17 protein-coding genes and 1 other RNA gene are annotated in these 18,720 nt (G+C 35.2%); 8 read left to right on the top strand and 10 right to left on the bottom strand.

Features of this window, described 5'->3' with window-relative positions:
• Positions 1-10 precede the first annotated feature (10 nt).
• The 4 genes from LRP83_RS09600 to LRP83_RS09615 form a co-directional block, all read right to left on the bottom strand.
• Positions 11-3,646 (bottom strand): dynamin family protein, encoded by a 3,636-nt coding sequence (locus tag LRP83_RS09600; protein WP_230496477.1) that lies wholly within the window; start codon positions 3,644-3,646, stop codon positions 11-13.
• Between the two features lie 344 nt (positions 3,647-3,990).
• A complete protein-coding gene (locus tag LRP83_RS09605; RefSeq protein WP_230496629.1) occupies positions 3,991-4,518 on the bottom strand; it encodes an isoprenylcysteine carboxyl methyltransferase family protein in 528 nt (175 codons plus the stop codon).
• Between the two features lie 28 nt (positions 4,519-4,546).
• Positions 4,547-5,635 carry a type III polyketide synthase gene (locus LRP83_RS09610; RefSeq protein WP_230496478.1) on the bottom strand — a complete coding sequence of 363 codons (1,089 nt, stop codon included), beginning with the start codon at positions 5,633-5,635 and terminating at the stop codon, positions 4,547-4,549.
• Between the two features lie 219 nt (positions 5,636-5,854).
• Positions 5,855-6,625, bottom strand: coding sequence for an SDR family NAD(P)-dependent oxidoreductase (locus LRP83_RS09615; RefSeq protein ID WP_230496479.1), 771 nt, complete (start codon positions 6,623-6,625; stop codon positions 5,855-5,857).
• Positions 6,626-7,186: 561 nt separating this feature from the next.
• On the opposite strand from LRP83_RS09615, the gene LRP83_RS09620 reads away from it, so the two are divergent.
• Genes LRP83_RS09620 through LRP83_RS09630 form a run of 3 tightly spaced genes read left to right on the top strand, consistent with a single transcriptional unit; the run spans position 7,187 to position 9,495 of the window.
• Complete coding sequence (locus tag LRP83_RS09620; RefSeq protein WP_230496480.1) at positions 7,187-7,339, top strand: cytochrome c oxidase subunit 2A; 153 nt, start codon at positions 7,187-7,189, stop codon at positions 7,337-7,339.
• A gap of 24 nt (positions 7,340-7,363) precedes the next feature.
• Positions 7,364-7,840, top strand: a complete 477-nt coding sequence (locus LRP83_RS09625; RefSeq protein ID WP_230496481.1) for a cytochrome c oxidase subunit II — start codon at positions 7,364-7,366, stop codon at positions 7,838-7,840.
• Positions 7,840-9,495 (top strand): b(o/a)3-type cytochrome-c oxidase subunit 1, encoded by a 1,656-nt coding sequence (locus LRP83_RS09630; RefSeq protein WP_230496482.1) that lies wholly within the window; start codon positions 7,840-7,842, stop codon positions 9,493-9,495. Before LRP83_RS09625 ends, LRP83_RS09630 begins: the two co-directional genes overlap by 1 nt.
• 23 nt (positions 9,496-9,518) lie before the next feature.
• Here the strand turns inward: LRP83_RS09630 and LRP83_RS09635 are convergent, their stop codons facing one another.
• The 3 genes from LRP83_RS09635 to LRP83_RS09645 form a co-directional block, all read right to left on the bottom strand.
• The gene (locus tag LRP83_RS09635; RefSeq protein WP_230496483.1) at positions 9,519-10,433 is read right to left on the bottom strand and encodes a DMT family transporter; all 915 of its coding nucleotides are present in this window, start codon (positions 10,431-10,433) and stop codon (positions 9,519-9,521) included.
• A 66-nt stretch (positions 10,434-10,499) separates the two neighbouring features.
• Entirely contained in the window at positions 10,500-12,008 is a 1,509-nt protein-coding gene (locus LRP83_RS09640; protein WP_230496484.1) for a carboxypeptidase M32, read from the bottom strand.
• A gap of 179 nt (positions 12,009-12,187) precedes the next feature.
• Positions 12,188-12,424, bottom strand: a complete 237-nt coding sequence (locus LRP83_RS09645) for a DUF2249 domain-containing protein (protein WP_230496485.1) — start codon at positions 12,422-12,424, stop codon at positions 12,188-12,190.
• Positions 12,425-12,583: 159 nt separating this feature from the next.
• Between LRP83_RS09645 and LRP83_RS23220 the strand changes: the two genes are divergently transcribed.
• From LRP83_RS23220 to LRP83_RS09665, 5 genes are all read left to right on the top strand, one after another.
• Positions 12,584-12,718, top strand: a complete 135-nt coding sequence (locus LRP83_RS23220) for a hypothetical protein (protein ID WP_290369527.1) — start codon at positions 12,584-12,586, stop codon at positions 12,716-12,718.
• A 268-nt stretch (positions 12,719-12,986) separates the two neighbouring features.
• A complete protein-coding gene (locus tag LRP83_RS09650; protein WP_230496486.1) occupies positions 12,987-13,229 on the top strand; it encodes a DUF2249 domain-containing protein in 243 nt (80 codons plus the stop codon).
• Positions 13,226-13,432, top strand: coding sequence for a DUF2249 domain-containing protein (locus LRP83_RS09655; RefSeq protein ID WP_230496487.1), 207 nt, complete (start codon positions 13,226-13,228; stop codon positions 13,430-13,432). The genes LRP83_RS09650 and LRP83_RS09655 overlap by 4 nt, the downstream gene beginning before the upstream one ends.
• Positions 13,433-13,445: 13 nt before the next feature.
• Entirely contained in the window at positions 13,446-14,690 is a 1,245-nt protein-coding gene (locus LRP83_RS09660) for a hypothetical protein (RefSeq protein WP_230496488.1), read from the top strand.
• Positions 14,691-14,706: 16 nt separating this feature from the next.
• Entirely contained in the window at positions 14,707-15,003 is a 297-nt protein-coding gene (locus tag LRP83_RS09665) for a metal-sulfur cluster assembly factor (protein ID WP_230496489.1), read from the top strand.
• A 37-nt stretch (positions 15,004-15,040) separates the two neighbouring features.
• Here the strand turns inward: LRP83_RS09665 and LRP83_RS09670 are convergent, their stop codons facing one another.
• The 3 genes from LRP83_RS09670 to rnpB all read right to left on the bottom strand — a co-directional run bounded on the left by LRP83_RS09670 (position 15,041) and on the right by rnpB (position 18,710).
• Positions 15,041-16,975 (bottom strand): ATP-dependent DNA helicase, encoded by a 1,935-nt coding sequence (locus LRP83_RS09670; protein ID WP_230496490.1) that lies wholly within the window; start codon positions 16,973-16,975, stop codon positions 15,041-15,043.
• Positions 16,976-17,034: 59 nt separating this feature from the next.
• Positions 17,035-18,177: a THUMP domain-containing class I SAM-dependent RNA methyltransferase gene (locus LRP83_RS09675; RefSeq protein ID WP_230496491.1), complete on the bottom strand. Its 1,143-nt coding sequence runs from the start codon at positions 18,175-18,177 to the stop codon at positions 17,035-17,037.
• 143 nt (positions 18,178-18,320) lie between these two features.
• Positions 18,321-18,710: RNase P RNA component class B (gene rnpB / locus LRP83_RS09680), an RNA gene on the bottom strand.
• Positions 18,711-18,720 lie beyond the last annotated feature (10 nt).

Consider the following 18,720-nt stretch of genomic DNA (forward strand, 5'->3'; position numbering starts at 1 on the left):
CACCTCTATATTATTTTGTCATATTGCTAAGAACTCTAGAAAGTTCCTCTGCTTGACTTTTATTTTCAATAGACGAAATGAATCTGCCATAGAAAGCATCAATTTCCCCGCTTGCTGTTGAAACCTTTTGTTCAAATAATTCGTTTAGTAACTCTTTATACAGGATACTAAGCTTTTGTCCTTCCACTTTTAAATACTCATCCGTTGGTTGCTGTAATATATCATACAGTTCATCGGTCATTTTCTTCTTTTCGTTATTCTCAAAAAACGCTTTAGGACTCTTAAAAGTACCCAATGCTTTATGAAACATCGCACGATCTAAATGATCAAAGGCATTCATAAACTCCAACTGACGATCTGACTGAACATCACGGGTTGAAATGGATATTTCTTTGTTAATTTCGTTAAGAGAAATTGAAAGTGAATGATGGAACTCACGAAGTTGTTTTCGTAGAAAAGCATCCATTCTCAACGAAGTAGCACGCAATTCCTGAGCAAAATCATACCCTATACTTAATAAAAATTCTTCTAAAGCACCATTAAGTGCTTTTTTCATATTTCTACCATCTTCTTTTAATACCGCTGGATTAAAGGACTCTTTAAAAAAGTCATTAAATCGAAGAAATACTCGTTGTTTTATATAAAATAACAATTCATCTAACTCTTGGGTAACTCTTGTTTCTAAATAGCTCTTGGATTGCTTTCTGATAAGCTCTTCCGCACGTTCCCTCTCTTGATGAAGTGACTTTATTTTTTCGTTTCTTACAGTCTCATCTACATTGGATACCTCAATAAGAGCCTTAATTTCTTGTTTAATCCGATGTAACTCATTATCTGCGGAAGCTAAGGATGTTTGAAGAAGATCTTCTGAAATAAATTGATAAAAGGAAGCTTCAAATTCATTCATTTTAGAAGATGTCATTCCCCCAGAGCTCAGTTTCTCCTTCAAAGCCAACAAGCTAGATAAAGCAAATATATGAGGGTGTCGAATACCGTACATCGTTAATTGACTTGTGACATAAGAAATAACAGATTGTAATTCCTCTTCATCATTGGCAAGATCGACTGCATTAATAATAAAGAACATTTTATCTAGTTCAAACGTTTCTTTTACCCGACCTAATTGAATGAGGAATTCACGGTCTGCTTTCGAAAATGCATGATTATAGTAGGTAACAAAGAGAATAGCATCTGAATTTTTAATATAATCAAACGCGACTCCAGTGTGGCGAGCATTAATAGAATCCGCTCCTGGAGTATCAACCAATGTAATCCCATTTCGTGTAAATTCACAATCATAATACAGTTCAATCCACTCTACAAAACAGGATTTTGTTTCATTTGCAACAAAATCACGAAATTCTCCAATATCAGTTTGGATAATTTTTCCTAATGATTGAGAAAGATTTTTAAACCCTAATTGAAACGCGTTTAAAAAGCTTATGTGAATTTTTTCATTCCCAATAAAGTCCGTTGATTGTGTCACTTTTTGAATTTGATCAAGTGCTTGATTAAAGTTATCTGCTTGAAGATCAAACATCTTTAACGAACGCTCTACTTCAACTAGTAACTGCTCACTATTTTTCAGTTTCACACGTACTGTACCATGAGGATATTGATCCGTTACAGGCAAAATCTTATTTATAGCTGCTGTAGTCGGATTTGGTGATACTGGTAAAACATCTGCACCCATTAAAGCATTTGCAAAGGATGATTTACCTGCACTAAAGGCTCCAAATAAGGCAACCGTAAAACCTTGGTTTTCAATCCTTGATGCCTTTTCTAATAGTTCAATTGAAGTTTGCTCGAACCCCTTGATAGTCTTTAAATCGCTCGCTGCACTTTTTAATTGTTGCACTAATTCCTCTTTATTAGTTTTAATTATAGGTTGATTTTGCCTAATAGAGATGTTTTCTTCTGCTAATAATTCAGGTTCAGACACCAACTGTGGAAGTGGATCATTTTCTCGAATAATGACCACATCTTCTTCCTTCTGAGTAAATAAATCTGTTTGGAAGATGAGATCTTTTTCTTTTCCACTCAGAATATTTTCCATAATCATTTTCTCTTTCGTGATAATGGACTCTATTTCCATTAATTTAGTCTTCGCTTCTAAGTAGGGCGCAATTTTGCCCCTTTCAACCTCAATCTTATTTAATTGTTCAGCTAATTTCCATTCCATAACTTTACTGAACCTATCTAAAATGGTAATGATTACTTTTCTTGCTTCTCTAGTAATTTCGGAAACAACATCGTTCGTGTAGTTTAATAAATACTCACCAGACAAAATAGCACCTGGTTTTACATTAGAAATTAACAATTCCTTTGAAAATGGTGTTTGATAATTTTGACATAACTTTAAGACTTCTTCATCTTGAATTTGGTATTCCTCTATTGCTTGTTGATAAAAGCTGCGAAGATGCCAATCTAGTTGAGAGGAAACCTTCTCATGCAAATCCTGATAAAAACGATTTAACCGTTGCTCACGCTCAGCATCCGTTTTTTGTTTTGAAAATAGAAAACCTACCTTAAAACCTTCTTGATTAGCTTGTAAAAAGCTTTCTGCTAATTCCCTAGTTTGGAATGGCATTAAATAGGCATTTTTTAATATTTTTTCAATTTCATCTTCGAACTTTTTCAAAAATTCTTGGTGTTCCGTTTTTACAACCTTTAATCGGTTCCTACATTCTTCATCCTTTTCTTCCAATTGCTCCTGCTCGATAATAGGTATTTCATTTAACAATTCCAGCGCGTGTTCCTCTTGAACTGAATTTCGCTCCTCCAGCCAGGAAAGTTGTTCTCCTGCTAATTGGTTTAAGGAAATAAATAAAGACTCCTTGAGATGAATATCGATATTATTAATTCTCTCATGAATAAATGTCTGAAGCGTTTCGAATTGATTTTGAGGATGTGTAAGGTCCTTTAAGCTCGTATAAAATATCCCTTTAGGTTTAACCCCCCAAGAAAGGAACGAATCTTCAACACTTTGTTTAAACTCCTCAATAGATAACTCTTCTTCGCGGTGTTTATCGATTTGGTTAATCACTAAATAAATTTCTTTTCCTGCAATCGTTAAATCCTTTGTAAAAAGAAAATTCACCTCGGACTGAACATGATTGTAATCCATCACATAAAAGATGAGATCGGATAAATGTAAAGCTGATTCTGTCGCAATACGGTGAGCATCATCCGTAGAGTCAATGCCGGGCGTATCAAGAATGACCATCCCTTTAGGTAGATTAGAATCTGAATGGCTAATTTCAACCCATTCGATTTGGTCTCCATCCTTACAATAATTTTTCACTTGCTCATAATCATAAGGAGGCAAATACATTCTCGGTTTGTCTTGTTTAAAATAAACCTTTGCATACTCCTCACCCGTTTTCACTTTAACTAAATTCGCACTTGTAGGAATAGGGCTTGAAGGTAAAATATTTTCACCTATTAACCGATTTATCATTGTTGATTTCCCTGCAGAAAAATGACCACAAAAGGCTACTGAATACTCTTGTAACAACGTTTTCTCGGCTAATTGTGTTAGTTTTTTTTCTAGATTTTCATTTTGATGTTTATGTATATAGCTAAAAAGAGTACTTAATCTTTCCTGTAATTCTGACTGTTCTAGTTGTTCAATCGATTGGACCATTATTCTTACCCCTTAAATATCGTAATAATGCTATTATTTTATACGATTATTCACAATTTTGATACAGATAGTGTCGATTTCCTTCTGGAAAAAGAAAAAAACCAGCCACTGTGGTCTGGTTATTTTTAATTTATTGAATTATTTTGATGGATTAAGTATATTTTTCATTACATATTTCGTTAAAATGCCATACACAACAACCGTTCCCGTAAGAAAAGCAATGGTCATACGAAAGCACCCTTTCTTTTATTTGATGTTTATTGAGAACAATTTTCAAGCTCAATTGCAGTTTAGCACGATCGATAATCATTTTCAATAGACTGAGAACAATTTTCACACTATCTTCATATTTTCGGAAAAAAGCGTCTTGCATGCCCTAATGACTGACTATATGTAGTTAATTTAGTTAATGCTTTCTCTTCTTCCGGTATTCGGATTGACAATATCCAAATATTCAATAGCGAAAAAACAATACATGTTAAATAGGCTTGAAATAGTAAAGGGATAATAATAAATTCTAACGTAACAATGACGTAATTTGGGTGCTTCAAATATTTATAGGGTCCTTTTACAATTACTTCAGCATTTGGTAACACAATTATTTTTGTATTCCAATACCTACCTAACGAAGTAAGTGCCCAAACCCGTCCTGCTTGGGTTATGATAAAAAAGGTGACTAATACTGGCCAAATAGGTGATAATTCTTTATTGAAGTAATAAACCTCACCTATCAAAAATAAAAAAAATAGGGAGTGTAATCCCACCATGATTCGATAATGCTTATGGCCAAATTCCACTCCTCCATGATTTTTCATCCACTTTTCATTCTGTTTAGCAATTACCAATTCAGCAAACCTTTGTAAAATAATCATAGCCAAAAACAAAAAAAATATCTTCAAGCTAATCCCACCTCACTAATAATAATTCGGAGCTGAAACCCGGACCTAAAGCAGCAATTAATCCCTTTTCGCCTTCTAGAATATCTTCCTGCATAAATCGATCTAATACATAGAACACCGTAGCTGAAGACATATTTCCAAATTCCTTTAATACTTGAAAGGAATGTTTGATCATAGAATCATCAAATTCTAATGCTTGTACATAGGCTTCCAATACTTTTAGTCCGCCAGGATGGGCAATAAAATGCTTAATGTCAGATGTAGTTAACTGATTCCTCGTTAATAACTGCTCAACATTCGGTTTTAACCAGTTTTCTATTAATGTAGGAATACTTTTAGAAAAAACAACATATAGTCCGTCGTCCTTTACTTGCCAACCCATTACGTCAATTGAATTTTTCATCGTTGAAGAATGTGTGCTTAGTACTCTTGGCGTTGTTGCTTTTTTAGATAACTCATGAACAGGAACTTGATCTCCGACTATGAGGGCACAAGCGACTCCATCGGCAAATAATGATGTCCCTATTAAGTTACTCTTTGAATGATCGTTTTTTTGGAATGTTAGGCTACATAGCTCAATGGATAAAACCAATACCTTAGCTTTTGGAAAGGCAAGGCAGTACTCGTGAGCTCTTGATAACCCTGATGCCCCTCCTGCACATCCCAAACCCCAGATTGGAATTCGCTTCGTTTCATTTAAGAACGGTAGATGATTCATGATTCTAGCTTCAATACTTGGTGTAGCAATTCCTGAACTTGAAATCGTGAAAATTGCTTCAATTTCCGAATACGAAACAGGTTGTGAAAGGTACGTTGAAGAATTGAGACAAGCTTCTATCGCATTTTGTCCAAGCTCTACTGCTTGTTCAATATATGTATCATTCTTTTCTTGAAAACTATGTTTTTCCTTAAACCAGTCTAACCCCTTAACAAAATGACGTTTTTCGATTTGGCCATTTTGAAAGGCGGGTAAAAGTCTTTCTATGTCTTTAAATGATTCTGTAAATAATTCTTTAGCAAATTCCATGGTTTCATTTTGAGTTATTTGAAACGCTGGAATCGCTTCCGCAACAGAAATAATTTTTGGCATTTGCATTCTCCTATGAGGTTTTATGCCTATATTCCCCTACAAATTACCAAAAAATGCTTGAATAACAAAAAAAACTCCCTTTCAAGGAAAGGGATCCAAACGTTTTGAAGGTTGTTGTTGTGCCTTCTTATTATACTTCGAAAAAACGAAGAGTTCACCCGCCAAAATTCTCCAATTATAGGACGATGATATGGCCTTGGTATAAGTGTCTAGAGTTAGTTAGAACCCATGTATCGTCATGCCACCATCAACAAATATGGTTTGACCTGTAATATAATTTGCAGCGTCTGATGCTAAAAATACAACAGGGCCAACAAGCTCTGGCAACTCACCAATTCTTCTTAAAGGAGTAACAGCAAGAATTTCATCAACATACGTCTGATTTTCTAATAATTTTTCAGTGAGTGGTGTTTTAAAGTACCAAGGTCCAATAGCATTTACATGAATTCCATATTGCCCCCACTCCATGGCTAAAACCTTTGTCATTTGAATAAGCGCTGCTTTAGTTGCTGCATACACTACCCCTGTTCGGAGTGCAACATGTCCAGCTACAGAAGTGATGTTAATAATTTTCCCACCATTACCTTTATCTTTCATAACCTGTCCTACTTCTTGTGAAACCATAAAAGAAGACTTTAAATTTGTATCCATAATGGTTTGCCATTCTTGATCTGTAACTTGAAGTGCCTGGGAACGAATATTCATACCTGCATTATTAATTAAAATGTCTATTCTTCCCCATTTTTCTAACACATTCTGGATTGCACTATGTACCTCTTCTCTACTTGTTACGTCTGTCGGAAGAATCAAGGCCTTTTGACCCTGCGCTTCGACTAAACTTGCTGTTTCAATTAAATCTTGTTCCGTCCTCGCTAGTAACACCACATTAGCTCCGGACTGTGCTAAACCAACAGCCAAGGCTCGTCCAATTCCTCTTCCAGCTCCTGTTACGATTGCAACTTTGTTCTCTAAACGAAATGAGGGTAACATATGCATCTCACCTTTTTTAATTTTTAAATTTATTTTAACATAATTTTGCAAAATTTGGTGAATTGGTTGTCCTTTTTGAAATCAGTTTTAATCAGGGACAGCCCTGACTTATTTGCTATGAGGGTCCTGTTTTTGAACTTCTATCCAGATTTTTTTGGTAGCTAATTCTCCACATACTTTACAGTTCTCTAATTGACTATAAATAAGACGACATTTATCACAATAGAATTTCTCCATTTTTCTCACTCCTAAAAAATGATATGTGATATTGTATTTTTTCAAGATTCATATGGTGAGTGATTTCGCACTAATATTCAACTGGAAATTTTTAATCAATATTTTATTAGAATCATTTCTACATTTCACAATTCGTTCACATTTTTAAAATGCATAATGTGATTAAAATCACTGTTACGAAAGGTTTACACTTTCATGATAGTAATAAAGTAACAAATGAACATTCTGTGAAATATCTAAATTTATATTTTCCTTTTTCAAATGTTTTGTATTATGGAAATGTAAACACACAATTAATTCTTTTATAAAAAGGGGTGTAGGGGGATGGCGAAAACGGAATTTAATACTAAAAAGAAAATTAAAGTAGAGCACCATGAAAGTGATTTAAGGGGAACTTTAGCTTCTGTTTTCTTATTAGGTTTTTTTATCATCGTCACATGGGTAAGTGTTTGGATGTTATTTTTGGATCGTTTTTAATTGCTTTGAAAGGGGAATAAAGCTATGCATATTCATAAGTTCGAAAAAATTTGGCTGACCTTTGGAATTGGCTGTTTAATTGTTTTTCTATCAATCGTTGGTGTTAGCGCATTCTACCTAGGTAACCAACCGCCAAGTTGTTTAACAACCATTGATCCTGAGACTGTTGGCGAGAAAGCACCATTTGATAAACCTGGGTTAAATAAAGTAGAAGGAAAAGAATGGGATTATGAGTTAGTCTATGTGGCATCTGCATTCTCTTATAACCCTACTCAAGTAGAAGTTCCATTAGGAGCAAAAGTAAAGGTAATTGCTACAACTAAAGATGTTGTACACGGATTTGAAATGGCGGGAACAAATATCAATATGATGCTTGAACCTGGATATGTTAGCGAAGTTGTTACAACTTTTGATAAAGCTGGAGAATACTTAATTGTTTGTAACGAATATTGTGGTACAGGACACCACTTAATGCACTCTATGGTAAAGGTAGTTGAATAATGATGAACTCAAACAAACTTGAAAAAGTTGATTCGCGTGATGCCAAGTTATCAATGGCATATTTCTATGTAGCCTTTATCGCGCTTGCACTTGGCGGATTGGCAGGATTATTACAGACATTGGTTCGTTCTGGTAAGGTCGTACTTCCTTGGGGTATTGACTACTACCAAGTTTTAACCGTACATGGTGTATTATTAGGTCTAGTTTTAACTACTTTCTTTATTATGGGTTTTCAATTTGCACTTATTAGTAGAACAACTGGAACATTTACAAATGGCGCAAGAATAACTGGATGGGTCGGCTTTTGGTTGATGACAATCGGTACAGCCATGGCGGCCACTATGGTTCTATTAAAAGAAGCTAGCGTATTGTATACTTTCTACGCTCCATTAATGGCACATCCTATTTTCTACATTGGACTAACATTAGTTATTGTAGGTAGCTGGGTTGCAGGCGGTTCTATGATCGCAACTTATGCAAAATGGAAAAGAAATAATCCTGGTAAAGCAAGTTCACTTTTAACCTTTATGGCAATTATAAACACATTTATGTGGATTATAGCAACACTTGGTGTAGCAGCAACCGTCTTAATTCAAATTTTACCTTGGTCACTAGGTTTAGTTGATACTATCGATATTTTAGTTAGTCGTACGTTATTCTGGTACTTTGGACATCCAATGGTTTATTTCTGGCTGTTACCTGCTTATATGTGTTGGTATGCTATAGTTCCAAAAATAATTGGTGGGAAAATTTTCTCAGATTCACTAGCTCGTCTGTCCTTTATACTTTTCTTATTATTCTCAATTCCGGTTGGGTTCCATCACCAATTAGTTGAACCAGGGATTGATCCTGCATGGAAGTATATTCAAGTTGTTTTAACATTTATGGTTATCATTCCATCATTAATGACTGCATTCTCGTTATTTGCAACCTTTGAATCATTTGGTCGTTCAAAAGGAGCTAAAGGACTTTTCGGTTGGTTTAGAAAGCTTCCATGGGGAGATGCTCGTTTCGTAGTACCTTTTATTGGTATGCTTTCATTCATCCCTGCTGGTGCAGGTGGTATTATTAATGCATCTCACCAAATGAACGCTGTTATTCATAATACTATTTGGGTAACTGGTCACTTCCATTTAACAGCTGCGACTGCTGTAGTATTAACGTTCTTTGGTATTTCTTATTGGTTAATTCCACATTTAACTGGTCGTGTTCTAACGAAAGCAATGAACAAACTTGCCATCATTCAAGGTATCGTTTGGACTATTGGTATGTCGTTTATGTCAGGTGCTATGCACGCTGCTGGACTATTGGGCGCTCCTAGACGTTCTTCTTTCTCTGAATACGGTGGTGCAGCACAAGCTCAAGAATGGATTCCTTATCAAATCGCCCAAGCTGTTGGTGGTTCTATTTTATTCATCGGTATAATACTAGTTTTAATCATCTTTATTAATCTAGCATTCTTTGCACCTAAGGGTGAAACAGAATTCCCTGTTGGTGAAGTAGCAGATGGTGCAGAAAAGCCGCCTTTAGTATTCGAAAACTGGAAACTTTGGCTTGGAATTTCAGCAGCATTGATTTTATTCGCATACACGATTCCCTTTATTGACATTATCCAAAACGCACCTCCTGGATCTAAGGGGTATAAGTTCTGGTAACATTAAAGGTCTGACCATTTTGGTCAGACCTTTGTTGTGTTTTCTAGAGTTAATTGGTGTTTCTTCTTTTTTGTTATATTGACAATAATTACAGAACTAAATATTAATCCTGTCCCAATCATTTGCACTAGCCCCATCCCCTCTTGATAAAGCACAACTCCAAGTAGGGTTGCTACTATGGGCTCTACAGTTGCAATAATAGCCGCTTTGCTGCTTTCAATTTTCTCCAAACCTTTTGTATAGAAAAAATAGGCAATAACGGTTGGTAAAAGTCCTAAACCAAGAGCCCAAAGCAAGGTGTCTATTTGAAATAATAAGTCAGCTTTTTCCCAAAGCGACGTTAATGGTAATAGAAAAATAGTTGCCATTAAAAAAGTATAAAAAGTAATTGTAAATGGTTTATATTTTTCTAAAGCAATTTTACCAAATATACTATACAGTGCATAACCCAAACCTGAACCTAACCCCGTTATTAATCCTATCATCGTTAAATCCTCAGTACTACTAGAACCAATTCCAGTAATGAAAATACAGCCAAGTAAAGTTCCAATAACCGCAACCATTTTCTGCTTCGTCAGTTTCTCTTTAAATAATATTCTTGAAAATACAACAACCATTGCTGGAGCGGTATAGAGTAATATAACAGCCAAAGAAAGGTTCATTTGATTAATCGTTGTGAAATAACACCAATTAAAAAAGACAATACTGACTATTCCAGAACCAGCGAATACGGGTATATCCTTTGTTTTGATTTTAAGTTGGTTCTTGAATGAGCTAATTCCTATCCAAAATAAGATAATGAAAGCAAAGGAAACCCTAATAGCCACAATTTCCATTGGAGTAAAACCGATATCTGTTAATTGTTTTACAAATATGGCGATTATTCCCCATAAAGAAGCCGCAAGTGTAATCATCAGTATAGACATTTTATTTCTCACTACTTTTCCCCCGTTTTAAAATTTCAAAGTAAAAGGATGACAGTTTCTGCCACCCTTCTCTATACTTTATGCTAACTGATAAACTTTACCAAACTTCTCATATAAGTATTCAACTAGATAATGAGCATTTAAGCCTTCACCTGTTACGTCGTGTAATATTTCGAGCGGCTTTTTCATTTTTCCATACTGATGAACATTTTTCGTGAACCATTCTTTTATTGGTAGAAGATTTCCCTCTTCTACTAACTTATCAAAGTTCGGGATATCATCCAACATTTTGTTTTTGAATTGTGCAGCATACATATAACCTAAAGCGTAAGAAGGGAAGTATCCAAAACTCCCACCTGCCCAATGTACATCCTGCAATACTCCTGTAGCATCATTTTCCGGGCGAATACCTAAATACTCTTCGTACTTGTCATTCCATATCTTTGGCAAATCTTTAACTTCTATTTCATCGTTAAATAAACCCTTTTCAATTTCATAACGGATTATTACATGTAATGGGTAGGTTAACTCATCCGCTTCTATTCGAATTAGAGACGGTTTTGACTCATTAATTGCACGATAAAAATCATCTATATTTACTTGATCAAATTGACCGTTTGCATATTCTTTTAATAAATCATAATTATTCTTCCAGAAGAAATATGATCGTCCAACAAAATTCTCATAAAACAAGGATTGAGATTCATGAATACCCATTGATGTCCCTGAACATAACGGTGTCCCCACTAATTCTTTAGATATGTTTTGTTCATACAGTGCATGTCCACCCTCATGAATGGTACCAAATACAGCAACTCTGAAGTCCTTTTCATTGTAATTAGTGGTAACGCGGACATCTCCAGGATTTAAGCCCATTGCAAATGGATGAACTGTTTCGTCTAACCGACCTGCTTGAAAGTTATATCCCATTTGTTTAAGAACTTCCAAACTAAATTCCTTTTGCTTTTCCTTTGAGAATGACTCAAAAAGAAAGTCTGTTGTTGGTTTATTTGGAGATTCTGAAATTTGCTTCACTAAGGGAACAATTTTTTCTCTAAGCTCACCAAATACTTGATCAAGTACCTCAACTGATATCCCTGGCTCATACATGTCAAGTAAGGTGTTGTATTTATTACCCTTAAATCCCCAATATTGTATAAATCGCTTATTGGTTTCTACAAGCTTTTCTAAATAAGGTCGGAACAGCTCAAAATTCGAGCTAGCTTTAGCATCTTCCCAAACACTTTCAGCTTTTGACTGTAGAATGACATATTCTTTATATTCTTTTGCAGGAATTTTCTTGTTACGATCATACTCTTTTTTGCATTCCTGAAGTGTCTTACTTGAAACATCATTGAGGTTTTCTCCACTTAATTTCGCTATGTATGCTGCCATTTCTTCTGATGTAGACATTTTAAATACTTCGGAAGAAAGCATTCCAATAACTTCTGAACGCTGTTCCACACCTAGTTTTGGTGCACCAGTACGCAAATCCCAGTACATTAATGAGATAGCTTCGTAATAGGCCATCATCTTTTTTACATATTCTAAAAATTCTTTCTCTGTTTGATTGGTTATTACAACCATTCTAACAACCCCCAATCTTTTCAACATCAATTTTATCATATTATTCAGAAAAGATAAAAATAAAAAAGAGGTAACAGTTTATCTGCTACCTCCTAAGAGACTATTTCTAAAACTTCGTCCTAGTTTTATAATAGTTTATTAATATTAATAATTAAGATGATACGTAATAAAGGAAAATACTATTTTTTGCTAATAGCTACCTTCCAAACTTCTGGGCCTTCTTCTAAATACTGCCATTCGAATTGTTCAGGTCTTTCCATCATAAATTGATAAAGCAATGGTCTTGGGTCATGGTCGTTTACGATTAACATGTCTTCACCAGAATTTAATTCATCAAAAGTTCTAAAAATTGTAGGATGCTTCTCTCTAGGTGGAAAGTCCGGAACATTTACGATTGAAGTGAAATTCTTCTCCATTTTAATCTCTCCTAAAAGTATATTTGCTTTCTTCTCCTTTATTATAGGGACTGCGACAAATTAATTGAGTGAGTGGTATCACACTAATGCAATGATTTTCTCTACACAATTGTAGGATTTATATCATTATAAATAGAAAATTTTAATGAGGTGATTGTAATGAAAGAACTAATTGGTTATTGTTCAATCTGTCGAAAGGAACTATATTGTTTAGAAGGATTTTTTAATGGAGTCATTTTAGACAACAAGGAATTAGTTTGTTTTGAGTGTGCTGAAGGTGAAAAAGAAGAATAGTAACATACAGTACATTAATGTATATGAAGGACATTTTTCGTCGTTCCAGGCTCTGTTTTGTCCTTCATCCTCCTTATGAAGGACATTTTTTGTCGTCCGAAGCTCTGTTTTGTCCTTCAGCCTGTTTAAGAAGGACATCCGTACTGAGAATTATTTTCAAAAAGATCCCTTTTCTATGATTTATGTCACATTTTTAATCTGGCTATCTTGTTAAACTAAGACTATAGAGAAGTGATAATGTAAATAACTGAATAAGGAGTGTTGAGTTATGGAATCAAGAGTTGTTGAACTAGATGTACGGGAGGATTTAAATAATAAGCTGGAGCCATTTCAAAAAATAATGACTGCCATTTCTGACTTAAATGAAAATGATGTGTTTATCCTTCATGCGCCTTTTAAACCAGTTCCATTGTTTGCTGTGTTAAAAGCGAAAGGCTTTTCACATGAAGCTGAAGAAATCGAAAAAAAGCATTGGAAAGTTACCTTTACTAAAAGTGGTGCATCCAAATGATCCTAGATAACAGGGGATTAGAGCCACCACAGCCAATGATGAGAACACTTGCTGCATTAGAAAACTTAAAAAAAAATGAAATATTAACTATTATGAATGATAGAAGACCGATGTTTTTATACGAACAATTAGAAGAGCTTGGATATAAACAACGCACAGAACCGCAGGAAGATGGAAGCTTTAAGATAGAAATATTTAAATAAAGTAGGTGAGATTATGATTCCGCAAACGACGGGGAATGAAACAAACGTCAAGCTACCTTTTTCATTTTTCTTTTTTAGCTTAATCGCCTTAATCCTTTCACAAGCCATCCTACTGATTAGCGGATCAGATTTTGCAAATGGCCATTTTCGAACACCTGCTATTTGGTCTTTCGCCCATTTATTTATATTGGGTTGGGCACTAATGACTGCCATGGGGTCAATGTATCAACTTGTTCCTGTTGCGTTCCTAACCCCCATATGGAGTGAAAAATTTGGATTTATTCAGTTTGGTGTATTAGCTATAGGTGTTAGTAGTTTTGCAGGCTTCCTATACTGGGATCCACAGAATGCTTTAATACCCGGAATCATCACTTTAACTGGAATACTCATGTTTCTTTTTCAAATGTTCATGACCTTAAAAAAACAAGCTAAACCTAATATATTAACCGCCTTTGTTAGTTCGGGTCTTATTTGCTTACTTCTAACAATTATCTTAGGTATTAGTCTTATTCTTTCATGGAAAACAGGTATGATGGCTGGACATTATTCAGAAATTTTCCAATCACACCTATTACTCGGGGTTGGTGGATGGTTTACATTATTGATATTTGGATTTTCCTATAAGATGGTCCCGATGTTTTCACTATCTCATGGATATTCAATGAATTTATCTAAATATGTACTTATTTCATATTTAGCAGGAATTATCCTAACATTAATTTCCTTTTTTACAAATCATCCATCCTTAACTAAAATCGGGTTTTTACTTTTATTCATCGGGTTTGGATTATTCGCTTGGCATATTTCAACTATTATAAGTAAAAGAATTAAAAAGAAACTAGATATACCTTTCATGTTTGCGTTATCAGCCATTGGCTTTGGATTACTAATTCATGGCTTACTATTTGTGAGTCTTTTCACAGAATATTCGTCAAATCTAATTGGACCTTTATTGTTTCTATATTTTATGCTTTGGATTGTCCTAAGTATTTTAGGTTATCTTTATAAAATTGTACCCTTCTTATGGTGGACACATAAATACAGTAAACATGTTGGTAAACAGAATGTTCCAGCATTAAAGGATTTAATGAATGAAAAATTAGCACTTAAATTGTTATCAATTTTAATAATATCCTGTTTTATTATCTATCTCGGTATAATTTTACAAGTCTTGATGTTAGCTATTTTTGGTTTAATTATTTTGGCAATAACCATTATCTCAACTGCAATAAGCATTTTACTAGTCATATTAAAATAATAATGAGGTGTAATAAATGGAAATGATAGAAAAAATTATTGATGAGTTAAAAAGTGTCTATGACCCTGAATTAAATATTAATGTTGTCGATTTAGGACTTATCTATGACATCAAACAAATTTCCGATCGTGTTTTTGAAATCAATATGACTTTAACTACACCTGGTTGCCCTCTACATGATAGTATCACTGGTGGTGTAAAGCATTGTGTAGAACAGATGGATGAAGTAGACCAAGCTTTTGTTAACGTCGTATGGCATCCAGCATGGTCTCCTGATAAGATGACGGAAGAAGGAAAGCGTCAGTTACGTTAAATAGTGAAAAAAAAGCTGAAGGAGTTAGCCCGCTAAGTTAGCGAGCTTTTCCTTCAGCTTTTTTTTGATTAGGGAGGATACTGTTAATTTTTGAAATAACATTATCATTTGTCTCTTTGTCTAAAAGAATGTGTACGATTCCCTTATCTTCGTGACTACGAATTAGGCGTCCAATACCTTGTCTTAAACGAAGTAACATATATGGGATATCCACTTCTTCAAATGAATTTTCTGCACCTTCTCTTTTTGCCTCGAAAACAGGGTCTAATGGTGGGTAAGGTAAAGAATAGATGATAACATTCTCTAAGGATCTACCTGGAATGTCTAATCCTTCCCATAGATGGATGGAACAAAGAATTGAATTTTCCTCATTTTGAAAATGTGAAACGAGAGTACTAATCTCTGCATCTCCTTCAAAATAAATCGGAAAAGGAACATCTTGCAAATACGTCTTTAGGCTTTGCATTTCATCTTGATTACTTAATAAGATTAATGCTCGTCCTTCTGATTTTAAGATTGATTCTCTCACATATCGGAGCTTCTCTTCGGATTGACCAGTATTAAACGTCTCCAAGGAAACCTTCATATTTTCCTCATAGTCAAACGGAGATTCTACAGAAAAATGTAAATAATCATCAATCCCCAGACTACTCGCTATATAATTAAAGGATTGATTGTCTGAAAGAGTGGCTGAAGAAAAGATATATGGCTTTTCTTGTGAAAATACTTCTTTACGCATAATATCTTCCACTAATTTTGGCATGATGACCAATGTTCTTTCCCCTGAATGGGTTTCAAACCAAGTAATCCCTTGATTACTCTTCACAAATAACGATAGAGAATAAGTGATTTGTTCTAGATATTCTTCGACTACTTTTAGGTCATACTCATTAATGACATATAGCTCGCTTTCAAATACAAGCTCTTCTTCAACAGCTTGAAGAATCGTTAACAAGTTTTTGGCAGAATTAAGAACTTGGTTCGTTTTTTCCACTTTTCGTTTCTCTGAACCTAAGGTTGAAAGGGACACACTCTCTAATAGGTTAAAGAATGCTTCACTTTCATAAATGCCATCCTCAATTAAGTTTAATGTTTTTTCTCTCACATCATTAGCCATGATTCTTGTCAATAATTTTTCTAAGGTTTGTTCCGTAAAGCGATAAGTTAATGCTTTTTGACAAGCATATTCTAATAAATGTCCTTCATCAAAAATGACACAGCTGCTTTCTGGTAGTAACGGCAACTGACCTTCGCGCTTTCTCGATTCTTTTGTCCATACATGCTCCATATAAAAATCATGGGAGCAAATAATAATGTCACGAGATAAACGATAATAGTCTCGATGTAGGGTTTGTCCACAACGATGTCGTTGATGACAGCTAAAGCAATCTTGGACAGAGTCCCAAGCAATTTGGTTCCACTGCTCGTCCTGTAGATGAGCATAATCCTTACGATCTCCATAATGAGTAAAAGATTGCATCGAGCCTTTCCCATGGACAAAATCGGGAAGGTCATAGAAGACATCCTCAAAAACCTCTGTTTCATCTTTAGCCATTACGGCTTCTAATTTATTGAGACATAGATAAGAGTCTCTAGACTTTGCTAATCTAACATCCATATTTAACCCTAAGGCTGCTTCGATTTTAGCTATGTCTCCTTCTTTTTTAACAAGCTGTTCTATTAATGTTTCATCTGCACACGCAATAATCGCTGGTCGGTTTGTATATCTAGCATAACAGATTGCATATAAAAGATAGGCAATGGTTTTTCCGGTACCTACTCCTGCTTCTGCAAACATTACCTTTTTTTCTTTAAATGCTTTCTCTAATTGAAAAGCCATATAAATTTGTTCATCACGAACTTCAAAACCTGATTCAGGTAGGATGTCATAAAAAACATCCCCTATCCAATCCCCTAATTTTTCATAAAAGGATTCTGTTTTTGAAACAGAAAAAGGTAAACGATTTGACATAAATCCTCCTAATAAAACTTAAACAGTCCCGACCATCTTGTTCGAGACTGCAAATATTTTTATTCTTGGTTCCTTGGTGGACGAGGTCCCCAATATTGGTAAAGGTCAGTGCGGATAAATCCATTAAATAGTTTGCGCTTTTTCGTAGCGGGTTTTCCATAAAATTGCTCAAATTGCTCATGTGAGGTTAAAATATAGATGGACCATGTATCTAATTTAGCGAATGCTTTCCCCATATCTCGATACATGTTTTCTACTGCGCTTTTTTCACCAATCCGCTCACCATAAGGTGGGTTTCCTACAATGACACCGTATTGGAGGTTTGTGGAAATATCTTTTACTTGCATTTGTTTAAATTGAATTAAATCACCTAAACCAGCTTCAAATGCATTTTCCTCTGCCATTTTAACCATTCTATGATCGATATCTGAACCATGGATTTCCAATGGTTGGTCATAGTTTGCTAAATCTTCCGCTTCCATACGGACATCTTCCCAAGTTTGTGTTGAAATCCAGTTCCAACCTTCGGAGACAAAATCACGATTAAAACCAGGAGCGATATTCTGTCCGATTAACGCTGCTTCAATTGGGATGGTACCTGAACCACAAAATGGATCAATAAACGGTTTATTAGGATGCCAATTTGTTAACATGATTAACGCAGCGGCTAATGTTTCTTTTAGTGGGGCTTCCCCTTGGTCTGTTCGATAACCACGTTTATGTAATCCTCTACCACTAGTGTCAATCGTTATTGTCGCTATATCCTTCAGTAAAGCTACTTCAAGCTTGTAAAGTGCTCCCGTTTCCTCAAACCAAGTATTTCTTTTATAGTGTTTTTTCATCCGTTCAACAATTGCCTTTTTTACGATTGCTTGACAGTCAGAAACACTAAAAAGTGTAGATTTGACAGACTTACCTGTTACAGGAAACTCCGCGTCCTCTGGCAAGTAATTCTCCCAAGGCAATGCCTTTGTCTTTTCAAATAGTTGATCAAATGTTGTAGCCTTAAATTCACCCACTACTACTTTAATTCTATCTGCCGTTCTAAGCCACATATTGCAGCGAGCAATAGCGCGCTCGTCACCCCAAAAGATTATTTTGCCATTATCCACTTCACAATCATAGCCTAAATCTCTAACTTCCTTAGCAACTAAAGCTTCTAAGCCCATTGCTGCAGTTGCAATTAATTTGTATTTTGTCATTATTTCACCTATTTTTCTGTTTACTATAAATTCATTTTATAGAAAATGTATCGTAAATTCAAACATCATAATGAAAAAGCCCTCCATAAAGGAGAGCCTAGAACCTTCATCATTACATATAAAAGCTTATTTCATTAATTGCGTTCTGTAAGCCATGTTCTGTACCGTAGTACTACAAGCGACCATAAAGTCTCGTACACAGGTGGTAATCATCTATCTACAGAATTAGTATTCTGTCCTTCTCTCTCGTTCATTTCCTTAGAGAAGGTGCCCCTACCATAGTTTGGGTTGCTCGCTCGTGGGGTTTACCCGTTCCACCCTTTTCATTTCTGAAAAGGCTCCGTCACTGTGGCACTTTTATAGGTATTCATGCCATATCCCATAAGGACTTAGGCATTTTCCCGGCCGTCAGCGGGGCAAAGCCCCACTGCCCTAGCTTATGATTTCGCTAGGCACGAACACTACGAGCATCTCAGCATCGTGCGAGCATGGACTTTCCTCTACAATTTGCATTGCAGCGATTACCCGAACGCAATTAATTAC

Source organism: Pseudoneobacillus rhizosphaerae, from assembly GCF_917563885.1.
In the GTDB taxonomy this organism is placed as follows: domain Bacteria; phylum Bacillota; class Bacilli; order Bacillales; family Cytobacillaceae; genus Pseudoneobacillus; species Pseudoneobacillus rhizosphaerae.

Excerpts from the sequence above, each read along its gene's own strand:
- LRP83_RS09660 (WP_230496488.1), top strand. The coding sequence starts at position 13,446 with ATGATTCCGCAAACGACGGGGAATGAAACAAACGTCAAGCTACCTTTT.
- LRP83_RS09645 (WP_230496485.1), bottom strand. The coding sequence starts at position 12,424 with ATGGAGAAGAATTTCACTTCAATCGTAAATGTTCCGGACTTTCCACCT.
- LRP83_RS09610 (WP_230496478.1), bottom strand. The coding sequence starts at position 5,635 with ATGCCAAAAATTATTTCTGTTGCGGAAGCGATTCCAGCGTTTCAAATA.
- LRP83_RS09640 (WP_230496484.1), bottom strand. The coding sequence starts at position 12,008 with ATGGTTGTAATAACCAATCAAACAGAGAAAGAATTTTTAGAATATGTA.
- LRP83_RS09620 (WP_230496480.1), top strand. The coding sequence starts at position 7,187 with ATGGCGAAAACGGAATTTAATACTAAAAAGAAAATTAAAGTAGAGCAC.
- LRP83_RS09625 (WP_230496481.1), top strand. The coding sequence starts at position 7,364 with ATGCATATTCATAAGTTCGAAAAAATTTGGCTGACCTTTGGAATTGGC.
- LRP83_RS09650 (WP_230496486.1), top strand. The coding sequence starts at position 12,987 with ATGGAATCAAGAGTTGTTGAACTAGATGTACGGGAGGATTTAAATAAT.
- LRP83_RS09675 (WP_230496491.1), bottom strand. The coding sequence starts at position 18,177 with ATGACAAAATACAAATTAATTGCAACTGCAGCAATGGGCTTAGAAGCT.
- LRP83_RS09670 (WP_230496490.1), bottom strand. The coding sequence starts at position 16,975 with ATGTCAAATCGTTTACCTTTTTCTGTTTCAAAAACAGAATCCTTTTAT.
- LRP83_RS09630 (WP_230496482.1), top strand. The coding sequence starts at position 7,840 with ATGATGAACTCAAACAAACTTGAAAAAGTTGATTCGCGTGATGCCAAG.
- LRP83_RS09655 (WP_230496487.1), top strand. The coding sequence starts at position 13,226 with ATGATCCTAGATAACAGGGGATTAGAGCCACCACAGCCAATGATGAGA.
- LRP83_RS09600 (WP_230496477.1), bottom strand. The coding sequence starts at position 3,646 with ATGGTCCAATCGATTGAACAACTAGAACAGTCAGAATTACAGGAAAGA.
- LRP83_RS09665 (WP_230496489.1), top strand. The coding sequence starts at position 14,707 with ATGGAAATGATAGAAAAAATTATTGATGAGTTAAAAAGTGTCTATGAC.
- LRP83_RS09615 (WP_230496479.1), bottom strand. The coding sequence starts at position 6,625 with ATGTTACCCTCATTTCGTTTAGAGAACAAAGTTGCAATCGTAACAGGA.
- LRP83_RS23220 (WP_290369527.1), top strand. The coding sequence starts at position 12,584 with ATGAAAGAACTAATTGGTTATTGTTCAATCTGTCGAAAGGAACTATAT.
- LRP83_RS09605 (WP_230496629.1), bottom strand. The coding sequence starts at position 4,518 with ATGATTATTTTACAAAGGTTTGCTGAATTGGTAATTGCTAAACAGAAT.